General features: G+C 68.5%; 21 protein-coding genes. 6 read left to right on the forward strand and 15 right to left on the reverse strand.

Translation table 11 applies throughout. From position 1 onward, the window contains the following. Positions 1-55: 55 nt before the first annotated feature. Both B9N75_RS00105 and B9N75_RS00110 read right to left on the reverse strand, forming a co-directional pair. Complete coding sequence (locus B9N75_RS00105; protein WP_085216953.1) at positions 56-391, reverse strand: 2Fe-2S iron-sulfur cluster-binding protein; 336 nt, start codon at positions 389-391, stop codon at positions 56-58. Beyond that, positions 388-1,482 carry a cysteine desulfurase family protein gene (locus B9N75_RS00110; RefSeq protein WP_085216954.1) on the reverse strand — a complete coding sequence of 365 codons (1,095 nt, stop codon included), beginning with the start codon at positions 1,480-1,482 and terminating at the stop codon, positions 388-390. Before B9N75_RS00110 ends, B9N75_RS00105 begins: the two co-directional genes overlap by 4 nt. A gap of 133 nt (positions 1,483-1,615) precedes the next feature. Here B9N75_RS00110 and B9N75_RS00115 point away from each other — a divergent pair, with 133 nt between their 5' ends. Further along, positions 1,616-2,272 (forward strand): alpha/beta hydrolase, encoded by a 657-nt coding sequence (locus B9N75_RS00115; protein ID WP_085216955.1) that lies wholly within the window; start codon positions 1,616-1,618, stop codon positions 2,270-2,272. Between the two features lie 55 nt (positions 2,273-2,327). On the opposite strand, the gene B9N75_RS14145 is transcribed toward B9N75_RS00115, so the two are convergent. Further along, positions 2,328-2,498, reverse strand: a complete 171-nt coding sequence (locus B9N75_RS14145; protein ID WP_172840763.1) for a hypothetical protein — start codon at positions 2,496-2,498, stop codon at positions 2,328-2,330. Next, entirely contained in the window at positions 2,495-3,487 is a 993-nt protein-coding gene (locus B9N75_RS00120; protein WP_085216956.1) for a threonine ammonia-lyase, read from the reverse strand. The genes B9N75_RS14145 and B9N75_RS00120 overlap by 4 nt, the downstream gene beginning before the upstream one ends. Positions 3,488-3,698: 211 nt before the next feature. On the opposite strand from B9N75_RS00120, the gene B9N75_RS00125 reads away from it, so the two are divergent. Continuing rightward, the gene (locus B9N75_RS00125; RefSeq protein ID WP_085216957.1) at positions 3,699-4,922 is read left to right on the forward strand and encodes a type III PLP-dependent enzyme; all 1,224 of its coding nucleotides are present in this window, start codon (positions 3,699-3,701) and stop codon (positions 4,920-4,922) included. 110 nt (positions 4,923-5,032) lie between these two features. Next, complete coding sequence (locus B9N75_RS00130; protein ID WP_085216958.1) at positions 5,033-6,085, forward strand: 1,9-bis(guanidino)-5-aza-nonane synthase; 1,053 nt, start codon at positions 5,033-5,035, stop codon at positions 6,083-6,085. Between the two features lie 145 nt (positions 6,086-6,230). Here B9N75_RS00130 and B9N75_RS00135 read toward each other — a convergent pair whose 3' ends face one another. The 7 genes from B9N75_RS00135 to B9N75_RS00165 all read right to left on the reverse strand — a co-directional run bounded on the left by B9N75_RS00135 (position 6,231) and on the right by B9N75_RS00165 (position 14,270). Continuing rightward, positions 6,231-7,421, reverse strand: a complete 1,191-nt coding sequence (locus B9N75_RS00135) for a class I SAM-dependent RNA methyltransferase (RefSeq protein WP_085216959.1) — start codon at positions 7,419-7,421, stop codon at positions 6,231-6,233. Continuing rightward, complete coding sequence (locus B9N75_RS00140; RefSeq protein WP_085216960.1) at positions 7,412-8,797, reverse strand: NAD(P)H-hydrate dehydratase; 1,386 nt, start codon at positions 8,795-8,797, stop codon at positions 7,412-7,414. Before B9N75_RS00140 ends, B9N75_RS00135 begins: the two co-directional genes overlap by 10 nt. Further along, complete coding sequence (locus B9N75_RS00145) at positions 8,794-9,144, reverse strand: hypothetical protein (protein WP_085219314.1); 351 nt, start codon at positions 9,142-9,144, stop codon at positions 8,794-8,796. Before B9N75_RS00145 ends, B9N75_RS00140 begins: the two co-directional genes overlap by 4 nt. A 27-nt stretch (positions 9,145-9,171) precedes the next feature. Then, a complete protein-coding gene (locus B9N75_RS00150) occupies positions 9,172-9,915 on the reverse strand; it encodes an enoyl-CoA hydratase/isomerase family protein (RefSeq protein WP_085216961.1) in 744 nt (247 codons plus the stop codon). A gap of 245 nt (positions 9,916-10,160) precedes the next feature. Next, positions 10,161-10,973 (reverse strand): 4-(cytidine 5'-diphospho)-2-C-methyl-D-erythritol kinase, encoded by an 813-nt coding sequence (locus B9N75_RS00155; RefSeq protein WP_085216962.1) that lies wholly within the window; start codon positions 10,971-10,973, stop codon positions 10,161-10,163. Next, positions 10,973-12,466, reverse strand: a complete 1,494-nt coding sequence (locus B9N75_RS00160; protein WP_085216963.1) for a tetratricopeptide repeat protein — start codon at positions 12,464-12,466, stop codon at positions 10,973-10,975. The genes B9N75_RS00155 and B9N75_RS00160 overlap by 1 nt, the downstream gene beginning before the upstream one ends. A gap of 154 nt (positions 12,467-12,620) precedes the next feature. Then, positions 12,621-14,270, reverse strand: coding sequence for an electron transfer flavoprotein-ubiquinone oxidoreductase (locus tag B9N75_RS00165; protein WP_085216964.1), 1,650 nt, complete (start codon positions 14,268-14,270; stop codon positions 12,621-12,623). A 134-nt stretch (positions 14,271-14,404) separates the two neighbouring features. On the opposite strand from B9N75_RS00165, the gene B9N75_RS00170 reads away from it, so the two are divergent. Together B9N75_RS00170 and B9N75_RS00175 are read left to right on the forward strand one after the other, a co-directional pair. Then, the gene (locus tag B9N75_RS00170) at positions 14,405-15,115 is read left to right on the forward strand and encodes a uracil-DNA glycosylase (protein ID WP_157123616.1); all 711 of its coding nucleotides are present in this window, start codon (positions 14,405-14,407) and stop codon (positions 15,113-15,115) included. Beyond that, complete coding sequence (locus B9N75_RS00175; protein WP_085216966.1) at positions 15,112-16,881, forward strand: lytic transglycosylase domain-containing protein; 1,770 nt, start codon at positions 15,112-15,114, stop codon at positions 16,879-16,881. The genes B9N75_RS00170 and B9N75_RS00175 overlap by 4 nt, the downstream gene beginning before the upstream one ends. A 10-nt stretch (positions 16,882-16,891) precedes the next feature. Here B9N75_RS00175 and B9N75_RS00180 read toward each other — a convergent pair whose 3' ends face one another. Continuing rightward, positions 16,892-17,392: a GNAT family N-acetyltransferase gene (locus B9N75_RS00180; RefSeq protein WP_197685119.1), complete on the reverse strand. Its 501-nt coding sequence runs from the start codon at positions 17,390-17,392 to the stop codon at positions 16,892-16,894. Positions 17,393-17,534: 142 nt separating this feature from the next. On the opposite strand from B9N75_RS00180, the gene B9N75_RS00185 reads away from it, so the two are divergent. After that, complete coding sequence (locus B9N75_RS00185; RefSeq protein ID WP_085216967.1) at positions 17,535-18,611, forward strand: PA0069 family radical SAM protein; 1,077 nt, start codon at positions 17,535-17,537, stop codon at positions 18,609-18,611. A gap of 13 nt (positions 18,612-18,624) precedes the next feature. On the opposite strand, the gene B9N75_RS00190 is transcribed toward B9N75_RS00185, so the two are convergent. The 3 genes from B9N75_RS00190 to B9N75_RS00200 all read right to left on the reverse strand — a co-directional run bounded on the left by B9N75_RS00190 (position 18,625) and on the right by B9N75_RS00200 (position 24,422). Then, positions 18,625-20,208, reverse strand: coding sequence for a long-chain fatty acid--CoA ligase (locus B9N75_RS00190; protein ID WP_280173571.1), 1,584 nt, complete (start codon positions 20,206-20,208; stop codon positions 18,625-18,627). A gap of 84 nt (positions 20,209-20,292) precedes the next feature. Next, entirely contained in the window at positions 20,293-23,754 is a 3,462-nt protein-coding gene (dnaE, locus tag B9N75_RS00195) for a DNA polymerase III subunit alpha (RefSeq protein ID WP_085216969.1), read from the reverse strand. Between the two features lie 65 nt (positions 23,755-23,819). Further along, positions 23,820-24,422, reverse strand: a complete 603-nt coding sequence (locus tag B9N75_RS00200) for a hypothetical protein (RefSeq protein WP_085216970.1) — start codon at positions 24,420-24,422, stop codon at positions 23,820-23,822. Between the last annotated feature and the right edge of the window lie 33 nt (positions 24,423-24,455).

A 24,455-nucleotide genomic window follows, 5' to 3' on the forward strand; every position in this document is an offset into this window, starting at 1 on the left:
GGCAGCGAAGTGCAACCGGCCAACAGAAGTGCGGCCAGGGGAAACGTAGCGCGGATCAACGGCCCTGCATGTTGCGCGCGGCGCCGGGGATGCGGACGGTGAGGCTGTCCCAGGCGGGATCGATCCAGATCTGGCAGGCGAGCCGCGAGTGGCGGGTGACGTGGCTGGCGAGATCGAGCATGTCCTCCTCCTCCTCGCTGGCGCGCGGCAGCTTCGCGAAATCCTCCGCCTCGACGATCACGTGGCAAGTGGAGCAGGCCATCTGCCCTTCGCAAGTGCCCTCGAGCGGCTGGCCGGCATTCTGGGCGATGTCGAGGAGGCGATCGCCCCCCTGTCCCGCAACCTCCTGAATGCGATCGCCGTCAGCCGATATGAAGCGCACCGCCGTCATGCGGCGAGGCTCAGTTGGCGTTCGGCGGCGGCATGGATCAGGCCGAGCGCCTCGCGGAGTTCCGCCTCCTGCGTGTAGCGGCCGAAGCCGAGGCGGATGCTGGCGTGGGTTTCTGCCTCGGACAACCCCATCGCGCGGAGAACATGGCTCGTCTTGCCCGATCCGCTGCCGCAGGCACTCCCGAGGCTGAACGCGGCATCGCGGACATCGGAGAGCAACCGCACCCCATTCACGCCCGCGCGGCGGACGTTGAGATTGCCCCGGTAGCGGTGCGTGATCGACCCGTTCACCGTCCAGCCGGGTAGCATCTCGATAGCCGTATCCCAGAGTTGCGCGACGTGCGCCGTATCGGCCTCCATCCGCTCGGCGGCGAGGCGGGCGGCGGCGCCGAAACCGGCGACGAGCGCGACCGGGACGGTGCCGGCGCGCATTCCCTGCTCCTGCCCGCCGCCGAGCAGCAGCGGCGGCAAGCGCACGCCGTCGCGCACCCAAAGTGCGCCGATGCCCTTGGGGCCATGGATCTTGTGGGCGCTGATCGCGATCAGATCCGGACCTTCGGGGATCGCCATGCGGCCATAGCCCTGCACCGCGTCGCAGAGCAGCAGGCTGCCCTTTGCGCGCGCCGCGGCGGCATAATCGGCGACGGGCTGGATCGTGCCGACCTCGTTGTTGACCAGCATCAGCGCGACGATGCCACCTTTGGGCAGCAGCGCCGGATCTGGCGGCGGCACGCGGCCGTCGGCGCCCACGGGAATTAACGATGCACCAAGGCTTTCGAGGCATTGCAGCGCGGCGGGATGCTCGATTGGGCTGCCAGCGACGCCGCCCGGCGCGATCCGCACGCCCGCAGTCAGCGCCCAGTTGAGCGCCTCGGTCGCGCCGGAGGTGAAATAGACACGTCCCCCCGACGGAAGCAGCGCCGCCACGTCGCCACGCGCCACCTCCACCGCCGCTGCAGCGGCGCGGCCGGCGCGATATTGGCTGGCCGGATTGGCGAAGCCTTCGCTGTCCGGCCCGCCGAGCCAGGGCAGCATCGCGTCCAGCGCTTCGGGCGCCAGCGGCGTCGTCGCCTGGTAATCGAGATAGAGCATTCGAACGGCGCGGGCCTCGTGTTTTTGCGAACGATTCGCAAAAGTTGCACTTTGCAACGGGCACCTATATAGGGCGCACCGCCCGGCTGCCAGCATCCCCGCGCGGCACCCGAACATCCGGATCGTCGAACCTATGCCCGAAGTCATCTTTCCCGGCCCCGAGGGCCGCCTCGAAGGCCGTTTCTCGCCGGGCCCGCGCCCGCGCGCGCCGGTCGCGCTGATCCTCCATCCGCACCCGCAGGGCGGCGGCACGATGAACAATGCCATCGTCCAGGCGCTCTACAAGACCTTCATGCGCCGCGGCTTCGCGACGCTGCGCTTCAACTTCCGCGGCGTCGGCAAGAGCCAGGGGATCTTCGACAACGGCATCGGCGAACTGTCCGACGCGGCGAGCGCGCTCGACTGGGTGCAGCAGATTCATCCCGAGGCGGAGACGACCTGGATCGCCGGCTTCAGCTTCGGCGCGTGGATCGGCATGCAGCTTTTGATGCGCCGCCCGGAAGTGCGCGGCTTCATCTCGATAGCGCCGCCGGCGAACATGTATGATTTCAGCTTCCTCGCGCCCTGCCCGTCATCGGGCATCATCATCCAGGGCGAGGGCGACGAGGTGGTGACCCCGCTTGCGACGCAGAAGCTGGTCGACAAGCTGCGCACCCAGCGCCACATCACCATCCACCACGACACCATCCCGCACGCGAACCATTTCTTCGTCAACGAGATGACCGAGCTGATGGCGTCGGTGGACAATTATCTCGACATGCGGCTCGACCCGAACTGCCCGATCAAGTGATCCGTAGCTAAGGGCGGCGACTGGGCCCCGGCTTTCGCCGGGGACTCGCGTCGAACTACACCACCCAGATCGCGACGTTCGCCGCCAGCACCAGGGCGGCGGCGATCATCAGCAGGCCTTTCTGGCGATCGCGCTGCTTGGCGATCATCCAGATGCCGCCGCCGATGAGCGCGAACGCGCCGAGGACGGTGATCGAGAGCAGAGTCGCGCCAAGCCCGCCCGTCATGCCGCGACCTCGAACGGCGCGGGATTGGCGCGGATGACTTCGGCGTAGAAGGCCGGATCGACATTGCCGCCGGAGACGAGGATCGCCGTCCGGGCGGGCAGCGGCCCGGCGCGGCCGGACAGCGCCGCCGCGAGCGCCACCGCCCCGCCCGGCTCGGCGACCAGCCGCAGGTGCCGCGCGGCGAAGGCCATCGCCGCCTGCACCTCGCCTTCGCTCACCGCCACGCCGCGGGCGCCCGCATCGCGCAGCGCTTCGAAGGTGAGCGGCGAGACACGCGTCGTCTGGAGCGCGTCGCAGCGCGTCGGAGGGGCGTCCTTGCCCACTTCGACGATCGCGCCAGAGGCAAGCGATTGCGCCATGTCGTCCCAGCCCTCGGGCTCGACCGTGACGATCTCGGCATCGGGCAAAGCGAGCGCGATCCCCGCCGAAAGCCCGCCGCCGCCGCAGCAGACGAGGACCATCTCCGGCGGCCCGTCCGCGAGCGCCGCCATCTGGCGCCCGATCTCGACCCCCGCGCTGCCCTGCCCCTCGATGACGTCGACATCGTCGAACGACGGCACCAGCACCGCGCCGCGCTCCTCGGCCAGCCGCGCGCCGATCGACTCGCGGCTTTCGCGCAGCCGGTCGTAGCCGACCACCGAAGCGCCCGCCGCCAGAGTGGCGTCGCGCTTCACTGCCGGCGCATCGTGCGGCATCACGATCGTCGCCGCGATGCCCAATTGCCGCGCCGCGAGCGCGACGCCCTGCGCGTGATTGCCCGACGAGAAGGCGACGACGCCCGCGGCCTTCTGCGCATCGTCGAGCTGAAGCAGCCGGTTCATCGCGCCGCGGAGCTTGAAGCTGCCGCCCTGTTGAAGGCATTCCGCCTTGATCCACAGCCGCCGCCCCTGCCACGCGAGCGGCAGCAGCGGCGTCTCCGTTACATGGCCGCGGAGCCGCTCCGCCGCCGCCACGACTCCCGCTCGCTGCGGCTTTCGATTGCCCGTCATGCATTCTCCCATCGATTCATCGCAGCTGACGCACGATCCGCGCGGCCAGAAAACGATTCGTCCCGGCATGGCAACGCCTTGATCGGCCTCGCCTTTTCGAAACACTTTACATGGGGGTACGTGGGCCATATATCGCCCGCCGCTGCCCCATGGGGACTTCCAAACCGCAAGGCAGCTTGATCGTCAACAATACCCCTGGAGGTCCCTTGAGTTGCACAAGCATCATAGCGCGCTGGGGCTAGCTACCGCCTCTACCGGCAACGTCACGGTTGCCGAGATCGCCGAGCGCCGTCCGGTGCAGCCGGTCACGCTTCTTCGTCCGCACGCCGCGCGGCGTGCCGCCCGCTTCTTCGTCGAGAAGTTTCCGGGCCGGTCGATGTATGCCGTGAAAGCCAATCCTTCGGCCGATCTGCTCGAAATCCTGTGGGATAGCGGTGTCACGCATTACGACGTGGCGTCGATCGCCGAGGTGCGCCTGGTGGCGCGCACGCTGCCGCAGGCGACATTGTGCTTTATGCATCCGGTGAAGGCCGAGGAAGCGATCGAGGAAGCTTATTTCACGCACGGCGTGCGCACTTTCTCGCTCGATACGATGGACGAGCTGCGCAAGATCCAGCGCGCGACCGGCGATGCGAGCGACCTCAACCTGCTGGTGCGCCTCCGCGTCTCCTCCGATCATTCCAAGCTCAGTCTCGCGTCCAAGTTCGGCGCCGAGCCGGGCGAGACGCGCGAGCTGCTGTTCGCGGCGCGCCAAGCGGCGGACGCGATGGGCATCTGCTTCCACGTCGGCAGCCAGGCGATGACGCCTGCCGCTTATTCCGAGGCGATGGAGCGCGTGCGCGCCGCGATCGTCGATGCCGCCGTCACAGTGGATATCGTCGACGTCGGCGGCGGCTTCCCGTCGGTCTATCCGGGCATGGAGCCGCCGCCGCTCGAAACCTATTTCGAAACGATCCACAAAGCGTTCGAAAGCCTGCCGATTTCCTATTCGGCGGAGCTGTGGTGCGAACCCGGCCGCGCGCTCTGCGCGGAATATGCGAGCGTGCTGGTCCGTGTCGAGAAGCGCCGCGGCGACGAGCTTTACATCAATGACGGTGCCTATGGTGCGCTGTTCGATGCTGCGCACGTCGGCTGGCGCTTCCCGGTCAAGCTGGTGCGCGAGCCGGCGTCCGACGCCAAGGACATCGCATTCAGCTTCTACGGTCCGACCTGCGACGACCTCGACCATATGGCCGGCCCGTTCCTGCTTCCTGCGGACGTCGGCCCCGGCGACTACGTCGAGATCGGCATGCTCGGCGCCTATGGCTGCGCGATGCGCACCGGCTTCAACGGCTTCGGTTCGGACCTCCGCGAGATCGTCGGCGATCAGCCGATGGAGACGATGTACGCGACCGCCGCGGAACGCGCGGTTCCTTCGAACGTCGTTACGCTGTAGCCCCATTTCGTCATTGCGAGCGCAGTGAAGCAATCCAGCGCGGCGAAGGCCCGCTGGATTGCTTCGTCGCTTTGCTCCTCGCAATGACGCCGCATGGAGATATGTGAAAAATGAACGACGCCGCCGTCAACGACACCCGCAAGGCCGAACTGCTCGGCACAGAGGTCGAGCATATCGACATCACGAGCTTCGACGCCCGTCCGATCGTCGATGCGATGAAGAAGATGAGCTTCTCGAGCCGCGACCTCGGCCGCGCGACCGAGATCTACAACCAGATGCTGAGCGACCCCGATTGCTCGATCATCCTGGTGATCGCGGGATCAACCTCGGCGGGCGGTTGCATGGATCTCTATGCCGAGCTCCTCAAGAACAACATGGTCGATTGCATCGTCGCCACCGGCGCCACGATCGTCGACATGGATTTCTTCGAAGCGCTTGGCCACAAGCATTACCAAGCACTTGAAATCCCGGACGACGATACCCTGCGCTCGCTCTACATTGACCGCATCTACGACACCTATATCGACGAAGAGAAACTGCAGGAGACCGATCATACAATCGGCGACATCGCCAATGCGGTCGAGCCCAAGGCCTATTCGAGCCGCGCCTTCATCCGCGAGATGGGCCGCTGGTTGACCAAGAACGGCAAGAAGGACAATAGCCTCGTCAAGCTCGCCTTCGAGCATGACGTGCCGATCTTCTGCCCGGCCTTCACCGATTCCTCGGCGGGCTTCGGCCTCGTCAAGCATCAGGTCGACGCCATGAAGGCGGGCAAGCCCTATATGACGATCGACAGCATTGCCGACTTCCGCGAGCTGACCGACATCAAGATCAAGGCGGGCACGACCGGCCTGCTGATGATCGGCGGCGGCGTGCCGAAGAATTTCGTGCAGGACACCGTGGTCTGCGCCGAGATCCTCGGTCACGAGGATGTCGAGGTGCACAAATATGCGGTTCAGATCACCGTCGCCGACGTGCGCGACGGCGCCTGCTCTTCCTCGACGCTGCAGGAGGCGGCGAGCTGGGGCAAGGTCTCGACCGCGATGGAGCAGATGGTGTTCGCCGAGGCGACCACGGTGCTGCCGCTGCTGGCCAGCGACGCCTATCACCGCGGCCACTGGAAGCAGCGCGCCAAGCGCGCCTTCGGGAAGCTGTTCGACTGAGGTGAAGGGGCGGAGGCTGGCGCGCCTTCGCCCCCTTGCCTCCTCATGCCGAAATTGATCCGGCATCCACCTTTTCCTGAACGGGACGCAGAGCGAAAGAAGGTGAACCTCGGATCAGGTCCGGGGTGACGGTTGGCGGGTAGCCTCAGCGCGTAAACGCGCCGACTAGCTCGACGTGGGTGGACCAGCGGAACTGCCCGACCGGCTGGACCCAGGCCAGGCGCCACCCGCCTTCGACGAGCGTCTTTGCGTCGCGGGCGAAGGTGGCGGGGTTGCACGAGGCGTAAGCGATGCGCGCGACGTCCGCGCCGGCGAGCGCGGCCGCCTGCTCCTTGGCGCCGGCGCGGGGCGGATCGAGCACGACGGCGTCGAACCGCGCGAGTTCGACGCCGTCGAGCGGGCGGCGGAAGAGATCGCGGTGATCGACGAAGACCGGGCGCTGCGCGCGGTTTGCTGCGGCCTTCAGCGCCAGAGCCGCATCGCGCGCGCCTTCGGCGGCATAGACGCGGCCGGGCAGCGCCAGCGCGAAGGTGCCAAGGCCGGCGAAGAGATCGGCGACTGTTGCCGAATCGCCGACGGCCTCGCGGACCGCAGCAACCAGCGCCGTCTCGCCATCGTCGGTCGCCTGGAGGAAGGCGCCGTGAGGCAGCGCGACGGGGATGCCGCCTAGCGTAACAGTGGTCGGCTCGGGCTCCCACAGCGTCTCCGGGCCATAACCGTCGTCGACCGCGAGGCGGGCGAGGCGATGTTCAGCGGCGAAGGCAGTGAGCGCTTCAGACGCGGCCAGACCATCGACCGTAAGCTTCTCGAACAACAGATCAACGCCCTGATCGGCGAGCGTCAGCCGAACGCCGCAGGCGTGGCGGGGGCCAAGGATAGTGGCGAGCAGCGCACGCAACGGCGCGACGAGCGCGAACAGCTCGGGCCGGAGGATATCGCATGCGCGCATGTCGACGATGCGGTGACTAGCCTCGGCGTTGAAGCCGAGCAGCACCGTTTGGGCCCGCCGCTCGGCCCGGAGCGATGCGCGGCGGCGGCTCAGCGGCGGCGAGAGATGGGGCGCCCGGATGTCCGCCGTAAGTCCCTGCGCGGCCAGCGCGCCGGCGATGCGGTCGCGGACGAAATCGGCATAAGCCGCGTCGTCGACATGCTGAAGCTGGCAGCCTCCGCATTCGGGGAAATGGCGGCAGGGCGGCGCGGCGCGGTGCGGGCCGGTCGTCAGTGCGCCCGCTGCATCGACCCAATCACCCGGCGCGGCGAGCGCGACGTGGCGGCCGGATGCGGTGACGCCGTCACCGCGCGCCGCGATCCGGACGATCGTCTCGCTCACGTACATTCGGCGAAGGCGAGAGCTAGCGCCTCCACGACATCGTCAGCGATGAGGCCTGGGCCGGCGATCTCGGCGGCGCGCTGGTGGAGCCAGACCCCCGCCTTGGCAGCGGCGAAGGCATCGAACCCCGCCGCGCGTGCCGCGGCGATCGCGCCCGCCAGCACGTCGCCAGAACCCGCGGTCGCTAGCCAGGGCGAGGAACCGGCGGAGATCCCGGCGCGGCCGTCGGGCGCGGCGACCACGGTGTCCGGCCCCTTATCGACGACCACCGCCCCCGAGCGCGCGGCGGCGGCGCGCGCGCGATCGACCTTGCTACCGCCGATCTCGCCGAACAGCCGCGAGAACTCACCGGGATGCGGCGTGAGGATCGCCGGCTCGGGCAGACCCCGGAGCGCGTCCGGCCCCCGATTGGCGAGCAGGACGAGCGCGCCGGCATCGAGCACCAGCGCCTTGTCCGAAGCGAGGAGCTGGGTGAGCAGCAGATCCGACTCCGGGCCGGGCAACGTGCCGGGGCCGAACACGACCGCGCCCAGCCGGTCGTCGTCGAGACCGGTTTCGATCGTCCCGGACTGCATGATCGCGCGCGGGAGCGCCGCCGAGGGCGATACGCCGAGCAGCCGCACCGCGCCCGCCCCTGCGCGCAGCGCCGCCTCGGCAGCCAGTTCGGCCGCGCCGGCGAGGTCGCCGCCTGCGACGAGGACGAAGCCGCGCTTGTACTTGTGATCGTCCGGGCCGGGCGCGCGGAGCAGAGGGCGGCCGATTTCGGCCAGCGCACTCTCCCCCGCGACGCCGATGGCGGCGACCACGATGCGCCCCATATGGCGGGCGGCGGGCTGGAGGCGATGCGCGGGCTTGAGCGTCGCGAAGGTGATCGTGAGATCGTTGACCGGCACCGGCGAGAGCAATGCGCCGTCATGGGTGGCGACACCGCTCGGCAGATCGACCGCCACCCTTACCGCGGCATCTTCCGCCAGCGCCGCCAGTTGCGCGGCAACGCCGTCGTCGAGGCTGCGGCGGAGGCCGGTGCCGAACAAGGCGTCAATCAGCAACGGGCGCGGCTCCGCGCTCTCGAATGTCGCGACCGGCCCGGCCCAAGCCCCAGCCGCCGCATGCGCGGCGGGCGTCTTCGGATCGCCGAGCGCTGCGACCGCCACGTCCATGCCGCGCGCCTTCAGCACCCGGGCTATGACATAGCCGTCGCCGCCATTGTTGCCGGGGCCGCACAGCACGAGCGCCGGAAGCGGGCCTGCGAAACGCCAGATCGCTTCCGCCGCCGCGCGGCCGGCGCGGTCCATCAGCGTCTCGACCGGCGTGCCTGCCGCGATGGCGGCCTCCTCCGCAGCGCGCATTTCGGCCGCGGACCAGATCGGGCGCTCGCTCATTTGACGGTGGCGGGAAGCCGGTAGCGGTCCGCGCCGACCGCGACCTCGATGCGGTTGCCGCCGATCGGCGTGACCAGCGCCGTCTCCGATCCGTCGGCGGTGACGACGCCGCGGCCATCCTGCACGACCTGCAGGCGGCGGAACCCGCCGTCGGGCGCGCGGATCACCAGGATCAGCCCCTCCGGCTCCGCCATCCGCTCGAGCGTGCAGCGCGGCGCGAATTCGGCCGCGCCCGCCAGCGCGCATTCGATCCGGCCGCTATCGGCATCGGGCGCCATCGCCTGTTCGGCGGCCTCGGGCGAGGCGCCACATGCGGTGAGCAGAAGCAGGAGGATCAGCGCGCGCATCGGCGGGTTGTGGCGCAGCCGCATGGGTCAGGCAAGGCGGCGCGCATCCCGGCGCGCGCGAAGCCGCTCGGCCAGCGCATCGCTGGTCAGCAACGCATCGAAGCTTTCGTCCTGCCCGGTATCGCTCGCTACGCCGCGCGCGGCGAGCGCGATGCCGCGCTTGAGCGCTGCGATACTGTCTGGATCGTGGCTTGCGATAGCGCCCGCCAGCGATGCGGCGACTGTGGAGGCATTGGCGTCGCAACGCTCGACAAGCCCGATCCGCGCAGCCTCCGCGCCATCCACCGCCTCGGCCGCGAGGAGCAGCCGCGATGCCTGCGCGGGGCCGACCAGCGCGACGAGCCGGGCGATATCCTCCTGCGGATAGGAAATGCCGAGCTTCGCGGGGGTGATCGCGAAGATTGCAGCGGGCGATGCGATCCGGATGTCGCAGGCGATGGCGAGCGCGACTCCGGCGCCGTAGCAGGCGCCCTCGACCAGCGCGATCGTCGGGATGGCGCAGTCGCGCAGCGCGTCGATCCCGCGCCGCATCGCGTGACGGAAACCGGCTGCGGCTTCGCTGTTATGGTGGAAGGTAGCGAATGCGGTGAGGTCCGCGCCCGCCGAGAAGGCGCCGCCTGCGCCTGCGAGGATCAGCGCCCGCGCGCATTCTTCCGCCTCGCGCACGCAGGCGGCGAGCGCGTCCCAGCCGTCGAGCGGGATCGCGTTGCGAGCCTCCGGTCGGTTCAGCGTCAGGCGGGCGACTTCGCCGTCGATGATGAGATCGAACATCGGCTGCGCATCGCAGAGCGCGGGCCATAAAGAAAGGGCCGGATCGCCTGGCGATCCGGACCCCCCGAGAGCCTCTGCGCTTGCCCTCCCACGAAAGGACAAGGGACCGGGCGCGGATGTCGGCGGGAACCACGGACCCGCCTCGACCCGTAAACCTTTGTCAGCAAGAGGCGTGCCACGACGTTCGAATGCGGGACATAATGGTTAACATGCTGAAAAACCTGTCCCCTAGCGAGATTCGTGGGTCAGCGGAGACGAGTCGCGAGCGTCCACCAGTCTGGCTGTGCAGCCTCCAGCGCCGCCGCCGCCGCATCGCGCGCGGGTTCATCTTCGAAGCAGGCGAAGCAGGTGGCGCCCGAGCCCGACATGCGGACCAGGGTCGTGCCCGGCTGCGCACCGAGCAGCGACAGCAGATCGCCCACCTCCGGCGCGAGGCTGCGCGCCGGTGACTCCAGATCGTTGCGGCCCGCATGCGCGGTGCCGAGCGGGCCGCGATCCAGGCCGTCCCAGCGCGCGAAGACGGCGGGCGTCGAAACTGGCACGCGCGGGTTGACGAGAAGAATGGGGGTGCCGCTCCAATTTTCGTCCGACGGAGTCAGGACGTCGCCCCGGTTATCGCCGCGTACCGTGCGCGAGACGACGCACGCGGGCACGTCCGCGCCCAGCCCGGCGGCGATGCCGCAAAGTGTCTCCTCGTCCGCGTCCAGCCACCAGAAGCGCGCCAGCAGGCGGAGCGCCGCCGCCGCATCCGCTGACCCGCCGCCGATGCCCGCCGCGACCGGCAGGCTCTTGTCGAGGTGGAGCGCAGCGCCGCGGGTGACGCCATGCCGTGCGGCGAGCGCGCGCGCGGCGCGGAGGACGAGATTATCCTCGCCTGCGCCGACCGCTTCGGCGAACGGCCCATCGACCGACAGAATGATCTCATCCGCCTCGGCTACCTCCAGCGCGTCCCCATGTTCGCAAAAGGCGAACAGCGTCTCGATGCGGTGATAGCCGTCGGGCTCGCGCGCGCGGACGTGGAGCGCCAAGTTGACCTTGGCGTAGGCGATTTCGCGCATCAGGGCGATGCGAGCTGCGGCGTCAGCCCCGTATCGATCTTGGCGCGGATGCGGGTGGAATCCTCATCCTCCTCCGCCGCGGCGAGCGCCGCCGCCCAGGCGAAGCGTGCCTCGATCCGCCGGCCGACGCTGTAATAGGCATCGCCGAGATGCTCGTGGATCGCGGGATCGTTGGGCTCGCCGACGGCGGCGCGCTCGAGCAGCGGGATCGCCTGATCGGTCTTGCCGTTGAGGTGGAGCGCCCAGCCGAGCGAGTCGGTGATCGCCGCGTCGTTGGGCTGGAGCCGGCTCGCCTCGCGCACCAGTTTCTCCGCCTCGACGATATTCTCGCGCCGCTCGAGCTGGGCATAACCGAGATAGTTGAGGACGATCGGCTGGTCCGGCGCGAGCTTGTACGCCGCCTCCAGCTCTGGCTTGGCCTCGTTCCACCGCCCGCCCTGCTCCAACGCGCTGCCGCGCAGCAGGTGAAGAGTCCATTTCGCGGGCGGGCCGCTGTCGCTGGCGAGTGTCAGAGCCTGCCCATAAGCCTCTGCTGCTTCGGTATATTTCTTCGCCTCGGTGTAGAGATCGCCGAGCCGGGTCCATTCGGCGGCATTGGCGCCCTCACGCTTCGCGGCCGCTTCGGCGCGGGCCAGCGCGCCTTCGCGATCGCCGGTCGCGGCGAGCAGGCGGACGCGGCTGTCCTGTACCGCGGCGCGGAAGGGATCGCCGGCGGGGATGGCGTCGAGCGCGGCGAGCGCCGTCTCGCGATGATCGGTCGCGGCGAGGAGGTCGCTGGCGACCAGCCAGGTCTCGCTGTTCTCCGGCGCGAGGAAGGTTGAGAGCCGCGCGAAGCCGACGCCGGCGCCCGGCGCGTTCTGGCCGGCGATGTCGGCGGCGAGGCGCGCGAGGAATTCGGCGATGCCGCTCCGCGCGCTGTCGATCGCGCCGGGAATCGGCTGGTTGGCGGCGAGCATCGCACGCGCCGCCGCGACCGGCGGCTTGTCGCCCGCCAACAGCGTTTCCGCCGCGGCGCGGTCGCGCCGGCGCTGGAGCGTCGCGGCGGCGGCGATGCGGAGGCGCTGGGCCCGCCCGCCCTCGCCGGCGATCAGGGGTTCGAGCGCCGCCAGCCCCGCGTCGCGCTGGCCGAGCGCTAAAAGGAGCAATGCGCGATGCTCGGCGATATAGGAGCCGACCGTCCGGTCCTGCCCCGCGGCGTCGAGCTGCGCGAGCGCGTCGCGCTTCTTCGTCTCGAAGCTGAGCCAGGCCTTGAGGACCGGCGTCATCAGCATGAACACGCGATCTTCGTCGAGCGCGGCGATCTCGGCCGATGCGGCCTTCCAGTTCTTGCGGGTGAGCGCATCGGCGAGAAGCGTGAAGCGCGCCTCGGCGGTCGCCATGCCGGCGCGTTCGAGCGTCCGCGCGGCGCGCACCGCCAGCGCCTGATCGCCCGCCGCCAACGCCTGATCGAGCGCGCGGAGGGCCAGCCCCGCGTCCTCGGGCGATGCCGCCATGACGGCGGCATAGCCCTGCGCCGCGCGCTCCGGGGCGCCGAAGCTGTCGGCGGCGCGCGCCTGGGCATAAGCGCTGATCAGCGAGCGATCGCTGACATTGGCATGCGCAGCGGCCGGAACCAGCGCCAGCGCCGTCGTGGCAGCGATAAGATGCTTACATGTTGGGATAATTGGGGCCTCCTCCGCCCTCCGGGACCACCCAGTTGATGTTCTGCGGCGGATCCTTGATGTCGCACGTCTTGCAGTGGACGCAATTCTGCGCGTTGATGACGAAGCGGGGATCTCCCTCCGCCTCGCCGACCACCTCGTAAACGCCCGCCGGGCAATAACGCTGCGCCGGCTCGTCATAGAGCGGCAGATTGTGGCGGATCGGGATATCGGGATCCTTGAGCGTCAGGTGGATCGGCTGATCCTCCTCATGATTGGTGTTCGACAGGAACACCGAGGAGAGACGATCGAAGCTGATGACGCCGTCGGGTTTGAGATAGGCGATCTTGGGCGCCATGTCCTGCCGCCACATCTGGCTGTGATCGGGATGATGCTTCATCGTGAACGGCAGTCCGATCTTCAAATAGCGCATCCACATGTCTGCGCCCGCCAGCATCGTGCCGAGCGTGCCGCCGAACTTGGCGACCATCGGCTCGACGTTGCGGACCATCTTCAGTTCGTCCGCTACCCACGACGCGTGGAGCGCGGTGTCATAGTCGGCGAGCGTATCCCCCGCCCTCTCGGCCGAGATCGCGGCGAAGGCGGCTTCGGCGGCGAGCATCGCGCTCTTCATCGCGGTGTGGCTGCCCTTTATGCGCGGCACGTTGACGAAGCCCGCCGAGCAACCGATCAGCGCGCCGCCAGGAAAGACGAGCTTCGGGATCGCCTGATAGCCGCCCTCGTTGATCGCGCGCGCACCATAGGAGACGCGGCGCCCGCCCTCCAGGATCGCGCGGATCGACGGGTGCTGCTTCCAGCGCTGAAACTCCTCGAACGGAGCGAGGTGCGGGTTTTTGTAGGAGAGCGCGACCACGAAGCCTAGCGCGACCTGGTTGTTCTCCTGATGATAGAGGAAGCCGCCGCCCCAGGCATCGTCGAGCGGCCAGCCCTGGGTATGGATGACCCGGCCGGCCTGGTGCTTGGCGGGATCGATGTCCCAAAGCTCTTTCAGCCCGATTCCATATACTTGTGGCTCGCTCTCTGAATCAAGTGCGAAGATGCGCCTCAATTCCTTGGTGAGATGGCCGCGCACCCCTTCGGCAAAGAAGGTGTATTTGCCGTGGAGCTCCATCCCGGGCTGGTAATCGGGCCTGTGCGTCCCGTCGCGCGCGACGCCCATGTCCCCGGTCGCGACGCCTTTCACCGATCCGTCGTCGTGGAACAATATCTCGGCGGCGGCGAAGCCCGGGAAGATCTCGACGCCCAGCGCCTCGGCCTGCCCCGCCAGCCAGCGACAGAGGTTGCCGAGGCTGAGCGTATAGGTGCCCTTGTTGTTCATGAAGGGCGGCATCATCAGATGCGGCACGGCATATTTGCCGGTGCGGCTGAGCACCCAATGATGGTTCTCGGTGACCGGGACGGTGAGCGGGCTGCCCCGCTCCTTCCAGTCCGGGATCAGTTCGTCGAGCGCGCGGGGATCGACCACCGCGCCGGAGAGGATGTGCGCGCCGACCTCGGAGCCCTTTTCGAGGATGCAGACCGAAAGTTCGCGCCCCGCTTCGTCGGCAAGCTGTTTGAGGCGGATGCCAGCAGACAGGCCAGCGGGACCCGCGCCGACGATCACCACATCATATTGCATCGACTCCCGGTCCGCCATTCACCGTCCTTCCGTGTCGCCCTGCCGCCGCCTTTCACCGCAAACGGCCAACGCTTTGCAGATAGGCCAGCGGTTTGCGGTTGACCAGACCGCCGCGGACTGACTCAAGTGGCGGCGTGGAGCGGGGTGAGACCTTGGATCCCGCCACTGCGGCGAGCGCGCTGGAGTGGTGGGCGGACGCGGGCATCGACGTGATCGTCGGCGAGGAGCCACGCAATTGGCTGCGCGCGAAGACCTCGGAGCCGGCCCCGCCAGCCGCGATGCCGGAACCTGCCGCGCCGGCAACGGCACTTCCCGATCAGCTCGGCCTTTTCCAGGATCATCTCGCGACCAGCGACGCGCTGCCGCATCACGCGCCGGGCGCGCCGCGCGTCTGCCCCTCGGGCGATCCTGCCGCCGGGCTGATGATCGTGATCGACATGCCGGCGTCCGAAGATTGCGCCGCCGGCACTTTGCTATCGGGCGACGCCGGGCGGCTGTTCGACCGGATGCTCTCCGCGATCGGGCGCGACCGGTCGTCGATGTACCTCGCCGCCCTATCCTGCTTCCGCGCGCCCAGCGGCCGGCTGTCCGGCGATGCGGCACGGCAGTGCACCGATCTCGCGCTCCATCATATCGCGCTCGCCAAGCCGCGCGCGCTGCTGCTGTTCGGCGACGGCGCGGCGCATGCGATGCTGGGCGCAACGGTGGCGCAAGCGCGGGGCCGGTGGCACGATTTGGAAACCCCCGCGGGCGCAATACGGACGCTGGCGACGCTGTCGCCCGAGTTGCTGCTGCGCCAGCCCGCGCTCAAGGCGCACGCCTGGGCCGACCTGCAAATGCTGATACGGGAGCTGGACGGATGACCAGACTTCGCTTCCTCCTTCTCGCCGCGGTGGCAGCGGCGGCGTTGCCCGTCGCGCCTGCCGTAGCCGGCGATGCCCGTCTCGCGCGCGGCCAGGCGAAGCATGCTCTGCCCACGATGTTGAGCCAGTCCGAGCGCGAAAATTATCGCGCGATCTTCGCATCGATCCGCGGCGCGAACTGGGGCGACGCGGCGACGCGGCTGGACGGCACGCAGCCGGGGCTTCTCCACAATGCGGCGCGCGCGGAGCTCTATCTCGCCAAAGGATCGCCGACCGTATCGCTCGACCAATTGCTGACGCTGATCGCCGTCGCGCCCGATCTGCCGCAGGCCGCGCAGCTCTCTCGCCTCGCGACGACGCGCGGCGCAACGAGCCTTCCCAACATTCCCGTCGCGCAAAATCTGGTCTGGGCCGGCAGCCAGCCGCGCCGCGGCCGCGCGCGATCGACCAGCACCGATCCGCTCGCGCGCGCGCTCGACGCGAAGATCCAGCCGCTGATCGTCGGCGACCAGCCCGTCACGGCCGAGGCGCTGCTGGCGTCCGAAGGTTACAACCTGCCGCTCGAGACGCAGACCGAGTTCCGCCAGCGCATCGCCTGGTCCTATTACATCATCGGCGCCGACCGCGACGCGAAGCGGCTCGCGGACGTCGCACGCGGCGGCTCGGGGGAATGGGCGCTGCAGGCGGCATGGGTCTCGGGGCTCGCCGCCTGGCGGATGCACGACTGCAACGCGGCGGGCGACGCGTTCGCGACGGTCGGCAGCCGATCAGGCGACCCCGAGCTGATGGCAGCAGGCAATTATTGGGCGGCGCGCGCCGACATGATGTGCGGGCGGCCCGAGCGGGTGCAGGCGCGGCTGCGCACCGCATCGCGGCTGAAGGAGACCTTCTACGGGCTGATCGCCGCCAGCGCGCTCGGCATTCGCGCGCCGGGCTTTTCGGAGCTGCACGATTTCCGCGACGCAGAATGGCAGCGGATCGGCAGCAAGCCCAACGTCCGCGCCGCGCTGGCGCTCGCCGAGATCGGCGAGACCGGGCTGGCCGACACCTTCATCCGCCACCAAGCGCGGATCGGCGGCAATGCCGATCATGACGCGATGCTGCACCTGGCAAGCGACCTAAACCTCGCCTCCACCCAATATTGGCTGGCGCACAATGCGCCGCGCGGGGCGCGGGTGAATTACGGCGCGCGCTACCCGATGCCGGGCTGGACGCCGACCGGCGGCTGGCGCGTCGATCAGTCGCTGGTCTTCGCGCACACGTTGCAGGAATCGAACTTCCGCACCGAAGTGGTGAGCCCGGCGGGCGCGGTGGGGCTGATGCAGGTCCGCCCTGGAACGGCGAGTGACATCGCCCGCTGGAGCGGCCGCCCGTTCAGCCGCGACCAGCTCACCAACCCCGCCGGCAACATGGAATATGGCCAGAGCTATCTGGAATATCTGCGGGGGCAAGGCGGCACCGGTGGGCTGCTCCCCAAGGTGATCGCCGCCTACAATGCTGGCCCGGCGCCGATCGCCGAATGGAATTTGCGCAACATGGATCGCGGCGATCCTCTGCTCTACATCGAGAGCATCCCTTATTGGGAGACGCGCGGCTATGTGCCGATCGTGCTCCGCAACTACTGGATCTACGAAGAGAAGGCGGACAAGACCTCGACCAGCCGCAAAGCGCTGGCGCAGGGCATGTGGCCGCGCTTCCCCGGCATGTCCGGCCCCACCGCGGTGCGCATCACGCCGCGCCCGACGCAGGCGGCGGCGAGCGACTGAGGGGCGGGGCTCACACGCGCCGGATCATGTAGCGCGCATCGGGGCCGTAGCTCGCGAGCTTCCGGGTGAGCGCGGCATCCCGAGTGACCTCCGCGAATCCGAGCCGTGTCCAGAAGGCGGCGCTGTCGTTAACCGACACCAAGCCGATCGTGGTGAAGCCGTCCGCCTTCGCACGATCGACAAGCAGAGCGATGCCTGCGCGCGCGCGACCAGACCCGCCGGCTTCCGGCAATAGCGCGAGATCGTGCAGGTAAAGCGCGCTCGTTCTTTCGGGCAGCTCGTCGAGCGGGGCATCCAGCGCAGGCATTTCCCCCAGCGGCCAATGATAGGCGATGAGGTAGCCGGCTATTTTGTCCGTATCGGCGAGCACGAAGCAGTTGCCCGGACTCAGCCGCAGCCGCTCGGCGAAACGCTCGGGCGCTTCGGGGTGATCGGGAAAGGCCACTTTGGCGACAGCAGTGACGCCGGACAGGTCGGTTGGTGTCATCGGCCGCCAGTGCCAGTCGATCATTATCCATTCTCCCGTCATTCCGGCGAAAGCCGGAATCCATCTTCTTGGGCCGCGACGCAATGAGCAAGAAAGGTGGATCCCGGCCTTCGCCGGGATGACGAATGACTGGTGCCAACAAAATGTTCGTGTTATGTTCCCACTTATGCGCAATCCCGAAGTCCGCCCTGGCCGCGGCGCGCCCGACAACCGGGTGCCGACGCGGTTCGGGCTGGCGACGCGCGAGGCGGACGGCGACTGGCTCGACGCGCGCGAGGGGATCGACGGCGAGGCGCCCAAGATGCGCACTACTGTCACCGTCGAGCGGCCGAAGACGATCATTTCGCGCAACGTTTCCCCTGACATCGGCTTCGACCGCTCGATCAACGCCTACCGCGGCTGCGAGCACGGCTGTATCTACTGCTTCGCGCGGCCGACCCACGTCTTCCACGACCTCTCGCCCGGCCTTGATTTCGAGACGCGGCTGTTCGCCAAGCCGGATGCCGCGAAGCTGCTCCGCGCCGAGCTCGGCAGGCGCGGCTACGTGCCGGAAACAATCGCGATGGGGACGAACACCGATCCCTATCAGCCGATCGAGGATGAGTGGCGGATCACGCGGTCGATCCTCGAGGTGCTGAAGGAGACCAATCACCCGTTCAGCATCACCACCAAGTCCGACCGGGTGCTGCGCGATCTCGATCTCATCGCGCCGATGGCCGCGCTCGGCCTCGCGCATGTCGCGATATCGGTGACCTCGCTCACCCCCGCGATCTCACGCACGCTGGAGCCGCGCGCGCCGGCGACGCGCAAGCGGCTGGCGGCGGTGAAGGCGCTCGCCGAGGCCGGCGTCCCCGCCTACGTCTCGATCGCCCCGGTGGTTCCGGCGATCACCGATCACGAGATGGAGGCGCTGGTCGAGGCGGCGGCGGAGGCAGGCGCAAAGGGAGTATTCTACATTCCGGTGCGGCTGCCGCATGAGGTGGCGCCGTTGTTCCGCGCCTGGCTCGACGAACATTATCCCGACCGCGCCGGCAAGGTGATGGCGATCATCCGATCGCTGCGCGGCGGGCGCGACAACGATCCGAATTTCGGGACGCGGATGCGCGGGCAAGGGCCGTGGGCGGATCTGCTCCGCATCCGCTTCCAGCGCGCGGTGGCGAAGCACGGGCTGAACCGGGAGCGGCTCCATCTGCGCACCGACCTGTTCCAGCCGCCGGAGGGCGATCAGATGCGGCTGTTCTGACCAGTCCGCGGTGTCATGCCGCCTTGAGCTTGTAGTCGCGATACTGGTCCCGGATCGCGGTCTTGAGCAGCTTGCCGGTCGCGGTGTGGGGCAGGCTGTCGACGAACAGTATCTCGTCGGGCAGCCACCATTTGGCGACATGGTTGCGCAGGTGATCAAGGATGTCCGCCTCGCTCACGTTCGTACCCTCGCGACGGACGACGAGGAGGATCGGACGTTCGTCCCACTTGGGATGCGGCACACCCACCGCCGCGGCTTCGGCGACGCCGGGACAGCCGACCGCGGCATTTTCGAGATCGATCGAACTGATCCACTCGCCGCCCGATTTAATGACGTCCTTCGACCGGTCGGTGATCTGGAGCACGCCGTCGGTATGAAGGATCGCGACGTCGCCGGTGTCGAACCAGCCGCCATCTTCGGTCGAAGGTTCATCCGCCTTGAAATAGCGCTCGACGATCCAAGGTCCGCGCGCCTGCAGACGCCCGGAGGTCCGGCCGTCGCGCGGCAGGACATTGCCGTCGTCGTCGACGGTGCGCAGCTCGACGCCGAACGGCGCGCGGCCTTGCTTGGAGACGAGATCGAGCTGCTCGGCCCAGTCCATGTCGTCCCAGTTCGCGGGGCGGCCGCCGCAAGTGCCGAGCGGCGACATCTCGGTCATCCCCCAGGCGTGGCCGACCTGGATGCCGCGCTTCATGAACCATTCGATCATCGCGCGCGGCGCCGCCGACCCGCCGATAGTGACAATCTGCAGCGGACCCATTTCGGCGCCCGTTGCCTCGACATGGCCGATGAGCGCGAGCCAGACGGTGGGCACGCCCGCGGTGTGGGTGACGCCTTCGTCACGCATCAGATCGCACATCACATGCGGCGTGTAATCGGCGGAAAAGACGAGCTTCATGCCGACGATCGGCGCGGCGAAGGGCAGGCCCCAGGCCGCCGCGTGGAACATCGGCACGATGGGGAGGCCGACCGAGCGGTTGGAGAGCGCGAACACGTCGGGCATCACTTCGGTCAGCGCGTGGAGCACAGTGGAGCGATGCTCGTAGAGCACGCCCTTCGGATTACCGGTGGTGCCCGATGTGTAGCAGAGCATCGCCGGATCGCGCTCGTCGCCGTCCACCCAGGCGTAATCGGCGCTCTCCGGCGCGATCAGATCTTCGAAACCGACGTCCCCGGCGGCCGGATCGAAGCAGATATAATGTTCGACGGTGGTGAGCTGCGGCCTCAGCTTCTCGACGATCGGCGCAAAGGCGGCGTCGTAGAAGAGGATACGGTCCTCGGCATGGTTGCAAATATAGACGAGTTGCTCCTCGAACAGCCGCGGGTTCACGGTGTGGAGCACGCCGCCCATGCCGATCACGCCATACCAGGCGACGAGATGGCGGCCGTGGTTCATCGCCAGGGTGGCGATCCGGTCGCCGGGCTTCATCCCCAGCCGTTCGAGCGCATTGGCGAGGCGGCGTGCGTCGCGGGCAATGCCGGCCCAGTCGGTGCGGACGACATCGCCAGCGGCGTAGCGCGACACGATCTCGCGCGGGCCATGCTCGCGCTCGGCATGGTCGATCAGCCGCGTGATCCGCAGCGGCCAATGTTGCATCGCGCCCAGCATCGCCGTCTCCCGTTCGTCTTTTCGCTTACCTTAGCGAAGACGGCCGCGATGCGAAGCCCCCCGGGGCGGCGGTCAGGACACCAGCGCCAAACGCGGCGCCTCGGCGACGGCGAGGCGGACCGAAAGCACCCCGTCAAGCCGGGCGATGCGCGCCTCCAGCTCGGCATCGAGCAGGAAATCACGCCCGAGCAGCAGTTCGACCGGGCCGCGTTCCGTCTCAGCCTGGAGGCGGAGCTGGCCGTTGCCGCCGCGCGCGGACGCGACCGCCGCGGCGAGGCGCGGCACCGTGGCGGCGTCCTCGACCTCGACGACGATCTGGAGGCGGGTGCGGCCGGCGAGGCTTTCGAGCGGCTGGAGCGAGCGAATGGTGACGCGTGGCGTTTCCTCTCCGGGCCGCCGGTCGAGTTCGACGTTGAGCAGGGCGCAGAGGCCGGAGCGCGCGCCCTCCTCCACCGCAGCCGCGGCGGCATCGTCGAACACGGTCGCGACGAACTGGCCGGAGGCGTCGGAGAGCGTCGCCATCAGATAGCGGCGGCCCTTCGCCGAGGTGCGCCAGCGGGCATCCTCGATCAGCCCCGCCATCACCCCGCCGGTGCGGCCACCATCCGCCGAAGCGGGCAGAGCGGAGAGCGCGGCGAACGTCCGCGCGCCATGCGCTTCGGCGAGGTGACGGTAGCGATCGACCGGATGCGCCGAGAAATAGAATCCGAACGCCTCCTTCTCCGCCGCCATCCGCTCGGCAAGCGTCCAGCTTTCCGCCTTGGGCATGCGGATAGGCACGACGTTGCTCTCTCCCCCGAACAGACCCCCCTGCCCGCTGGTGCGCGCATCCTCGGCGCTGGCCGCATGGGCAAGGATCGTCTCAGCCGCAGCGTGGACGGCGGCGCGGTCGGGGGCGATCTCGTCGAACGCGCCACCCGCGGCCAAGCTTTCGATCTGGCGGCGGTTGAGGAGGCGCGGATCGACCCGTTCGGCGAAATCGTCGAGGCTGGCGAAGCCGCCGCGCTCGGTCCGTTCGGCGACGAGCTGCTCCATCGCCTTGCCGCCGACGCCCTTCAGCGCGCCCAGCGCATAGCGGACGGCGTGGCCGTCCCCTGCCGCCTCGACGGAAAACTCCGCCTCGCTGCGGTTCACCGAGGGCGGCAGGCAGGGGACATCGAGCCGGCGCATGTCCTCGACGAAGATCGCCAGCTTGTCGGTCTGGTGCGTGTCGAAGCACATCGACGCGGCGTAGAATTCCACCGGATGATGCGCCTTCAGCCACGCGGTCTGATAGGCGACGAGCGCGTAGGCGGCGGCGTGGCTCTTGTTGAAGCCATAGCCGGCGAACTTGTCGATGAGGTCGAACAGTTCGTTGGCCTTGGGTGGCGCGATGTCGTGCGCCGCGCAGCCCGTGACGAACCGCTCGCGCTGGGCGTCCATCTCGGACTGGATCTTCTTGCCCATCGCGCGGCGCAGCAGATCGGCCTCGCCCAAGCTGTAGCCGGCGAGCACCTGCGCCGCCTGCATGACCTGCTCCTGATAGACGAAGATGCCGTAGGTTTCTTTCAGCACATCCTCGAGCAGCGGATGCGGATAGGCGATCGGCTCGCGGCCGTTCTTACGCGCGCCGAACATCGGGATGTTGTCCATCGGTCCCGGGCGGTAAAGCGAGACGAGTGCGATGATGTCCTCGAAATTGGTCGGCTTCACCGCTGCGAGCGTGCGCCGCATGCCTTCCGATTCGAGCTGGAACACACCGACCGTCTCGCCGCGCTTCAGGAGCTCGAAGACCTCCGGATCGTCCCAGACGAGCCGGTCGAGATCGACCGCGATGCCGCGCCGCGCGAGCATCTCCACCGCCTTGCGGAGCACCGACAGCGTCTTGAGGCCGAGGAAATCGAACTTCACCAGGCCCGCACCCTCGACATACTTCATGTCGAACTGGGTGACCGGCATGTCGGAGCGCGGATCGCGGTAAAGCGGGACAAGTTCGTCGAGCCGGCGATCGCCGATCACCACGCCCGCGGCGTGGGTCGAGCTGTGGCGCGGCAGGCCCTCCAGCTTCATCGCCAGATCGAACAGCCGACGCACGTCGCGATCCGACTTATATTCAGCGGCGAGTTCGCTGACGCCGTTCAGCGCACGCTCAAGCGTCCACGGGTCGGTCGGGTGGTTGGGCACCAGCTTCGCGAGCCGATCGACCTGGCCATACGGCATCTGGAGAACGCGTCCGGTATCCTTCAGTACCGCGCGGGCCTTCAGCTTTCCGAAGGTGATGATCTGCGCGACCTGATCGCGGCCATATTTTGCCTGGACGTAGCGGATCACCTCGCCGCGCCGCGTTTCGCAGAAGTCGATGTCGAAATCCGGCATCGAGACGCGCTCGGGATTGAGGAAACGCTCGAAGAGGAGGCCGAGCTTCAGCGGATCGAGATCGGTGATGGTGAGCGACCATGCGACCACCGACCCGGCGCCCGAGCCACGGCCCGGGCCGACCGGGATGCCCTGTTCCTTCGCCCATTTGATGAAATCCGCAACGATCAGGAAATAGCCGGGAAAGCCCATGCCGATGATGACGTCGGCCTCGAACTCCAGCCGATCGAAATAGGCCTGCCGAGCCTCCTTGGAGAGATCGTTATATTGGGCCAGCCGCGTCTCGAGCCCGGCGCGGGCGTCGCGGCGGAGCTGCTCCGCCTCAGCTTCCAGATCGCCGGCGATGCTGGGGAGGATGGGCTTGCGCTTGGGCGCGCCCACCGCGCAGCGCTGCGCGACGATCACACTATTATCGATCGCCTCGGGCAGATCGGCGAACAGCGCGCGCATGTCTTCCGCCGGCTTGATCCACGCTTCGGGAGAGGAGCGCTCGCGATCGTCGCGGTCGATCTGGCTCGACTGCGCGATACAGAGCATGGCGTCGTGCGCAGGATGGAAGGCCGCTTCGGCGAAGCGCGCGGGGTTGGTCGCGACGAGCGGCAGATCGCGCGCATATGCCAGATCGACCAACGCGGCTTCCGCCGCTTCCTCGACCGCATTACCTCGGCGACACAGTTCGATATAGAGCCGACCCGGGAACAGCGCTTCCAGCCGCGAAAGATACTCGTGCGCGGCCGGGGCCTGCTCCTCGGCGAGCAGCCGGGCGAGCGCGCCATCGGCGCCGCCGGTGAGCGCGATCAGCCCATCGGTGCGCCCGGCCAGCGCATCGAGCGTGACGTGCGCGCCCTCTTCGACCGGGCGTCCGAGGTGCGCTGTGGAGACCAAGGCGCAGAGATTGTCGTAACCGGCGGAGTCCTGCGCATAGAGCGCGAGCCAGTCGATCGCCCCCTGCCCACCCGGCCGCGCCACGCCGAGCATCGCGCCGACGATCGGCTGGACGCCTTCTGCCTTGCACGCGTCGGTGAACGCCATCGCGGCATAGAGGCCGTTGCGGTCGGTCAGCGCGACGGCGGGAAAGCCCAGCTTCTTCGCCTGCTTGGCAATCGCCTTGGGCTCGATCGCGCCGTCGAGCATGGAGTAGCAAGAGAAGATACGCAGCGGGACATAAGGCGCGGCCATCCGTCCACTATGGGCGTTCGCGCTGCCGGGGGGAAGGTGTAACCCCGGCTTGTCCACAGCTTTCGCTATTCGCCCTCGGGCCCGACCGGGAGCATTTCCTGCGGCACCGGCGGCGTCTTCACGCGCCCCGGCCCTTCGCCGTCGGTCGGCGGCGCGGGCGGCAGCGGATCGAGCGGGATGGAACTCACATTCTCTTCCGGTTCGGGCGAAGGCTCAGGTGTCGGGGTTGGGCTGGGACGCGCTGCGGCACGGGGATTGTATCCTGCCAGCCGGTCGAACATCGCCTCGCCACCCTGGACGATGACGCGGCCGGATTCGCCCGCGGCGCGATACTCGATCGCCTCCTCGGCGCGGCCGCCATCGCCGATGCCCGGCGCGGCGATCACCAAAGTGCCGCCGCAAATGCCGTCGGCGACCTCGGACGCGCCTGCAATCGTCACTTTCGCCGCCTGATCGAGTGCCGTGATCGCATCCCGGTCCGCACCGACCGCGGCGCGGATACGGCGGAAGGCATCCTCCCGGACAGCGGCGAGCGAAGCGGCCGATGCGCAGCCCGCGGCGTCGCCATCGGGCAGCGAAAGATCGATATTGCCAGAAGCACCATTGTCCGGGTTGCAGCCTGCGACCAGCACCGCAGCCGCGAGCGGCGTCCATATCCGATAGGTCATGCGCCCGATCCTAGCGCGGGCGCGGGCGCGCTC

It is taken from the genome of Allosphingosinicella indica, from assembly GCF_900177405.1.
In the GTDB taxonomy this organism is placed as follows: Bacteria; Pseudomonadota; Alphaproteobacteria; order Sphingomonadales; family Sphingomonadaceae; genus Allosphingosinicella; species Allosphingosinicella indica.

Excerpts from the sequence above, each read along its gene's own strand:
- dnaE (WP_085216969.1), bottom strand. The coding sequence starts at position 23,754 with ATGGCCGCGCCTTATGTCCCGCTGCGTATCTTCTCTTGCTACTCCATG.
- B9N75_RS00145 (WP_085219314.1), bottom strand. The coding sequence starts at position 9,144 with ATGCGCGCGCTGATCCTCCTGCTTCTGCTCACCGCATGTGGCGCCTCG.
- B9N75_RS00105 (WP_085216953.1), bottom strand. The coding sequence starts at position 391 with ATGACGGCGGTGCGCTTCATATCGGCTGACGGCGATCGCATTCAGGAG.
- B9N75_RS00190 (WP_280173571.1), bottom strand. The coding sequence starts at position 20,208 with ATGCAACATTGGCCGCTGCGGATCACGCGGCTGATCGACCATGCCGAG.
- B9N75_RS00150 (WP_085216961.1), bottom strand. The coding sequence starts at position 9,915 with ATGTTCGATCTCATCATCGACGGCGAAGTCGCCCGCCTGACGCTGAAC.
- B9N75_RS00140 (WP_085216960.1), bottom strand. The coding sequence starts at position 8,797 with ATGAGCGAGCGCCCGATCTGGTCCGCGGCCGAAATGCGCGCTGCGGAG.
- B9N75_RS00110 (WP_085216954.1), bottom strand. The coding sequence starts at position 1,482 with ATGCTCTATCTCGATTACCAGGCGACGACGCCGCTGGCGCCCGAAGCG.
- B9N75_RS00120 (WP_085216956.1), bottom strand. The coding sequence starts at position 3,487 with ATGACGGGCAATCGAAAGCCGCAGCGAGCGGGAGTCGTGGCGGCGGCG.
- B9N75_RS00155 (WP_085216962.1), bottom strand. The coding sequence starts at position 10,973 with ATGCGCGAAATCGCCTACGCCAAGGTCAACTTGGCGCTCCACGTCCGC.
- B9N75_RS00160 (WP_085216963.1), bottom strand. The coding sequence starts at position 12,466 with ATGGCGGCATCGCCCGAGGACGCGGGGCTGGCCCTCCGCGCGCTCGAT.
- B9N75_RS00180 (WP_197685119.1), bottom strand. The coding sequence starts at position 17,392 with ATGATCGACTGGCACTGGCGGCCGATGACACCAACCGACCTGTCCGGC.
- B9N75_RS00175 (WP_085216966.1), top strand. The coding sequence starts at position 15,112 with ATGACCAGACTTCGCTTCCTCCTTCTCGCCGCGGTGGCAGCGGCGGCG.
- B9N75_RS00200 (WP_085216970.1), bottom strand. The coding sequence starts at position 24,422 with ATGACCTATCGGATATGGACGCCGCTCGCGGCTGCGGTGCTGGTCGCA.
- B9N75_RS00130 (WP_085216958.1), top strand. The coding sequence starts at position 5,033 with ATGAACGACGCCGCCGTCAACGACACCCGCAAGGCCGAACTGCTCGGC.
- B9N75_RS00185 (WP_085216967.1), top strand. The coding sequence starts at position 17,535 with ATGCGCAATCCCGAAGTCCGCCCTGGCCGCGGCGCGCCCGACAACCGG.
- B9N75_RS00165 (WP_085216964.1), bottom strand. The coding sequence starts at position 14,270 with ATGGCGGACCGGGAGTCGATGCAATATGATGTGGTGATCGTCGGCGCG.
- B9N75_RS14145 (WP_172840763.1), bottom strand. The coding sequence starts at position 2,498 with ATGACGGGCGGGCTTGGCGCGACTCTGCTCTCGATCACCGTCCTCGGC.
- B9N75_RS00115 (WP_085216955.1), top strand. The coding sequence starts at position 1,616 with ATGCCCGAAGTCATCTTTCCCGGCCCCGAGGGCCGCCTCGAAGGCCGT.
- B9N75_RS00135 (WP_085216959.1), bottom strand. The coding sequence starts at position 7,421 with ATGTACGTGAGCGAGACGATCGTCCGGATCGCGGCGCGCGGTGACGGC.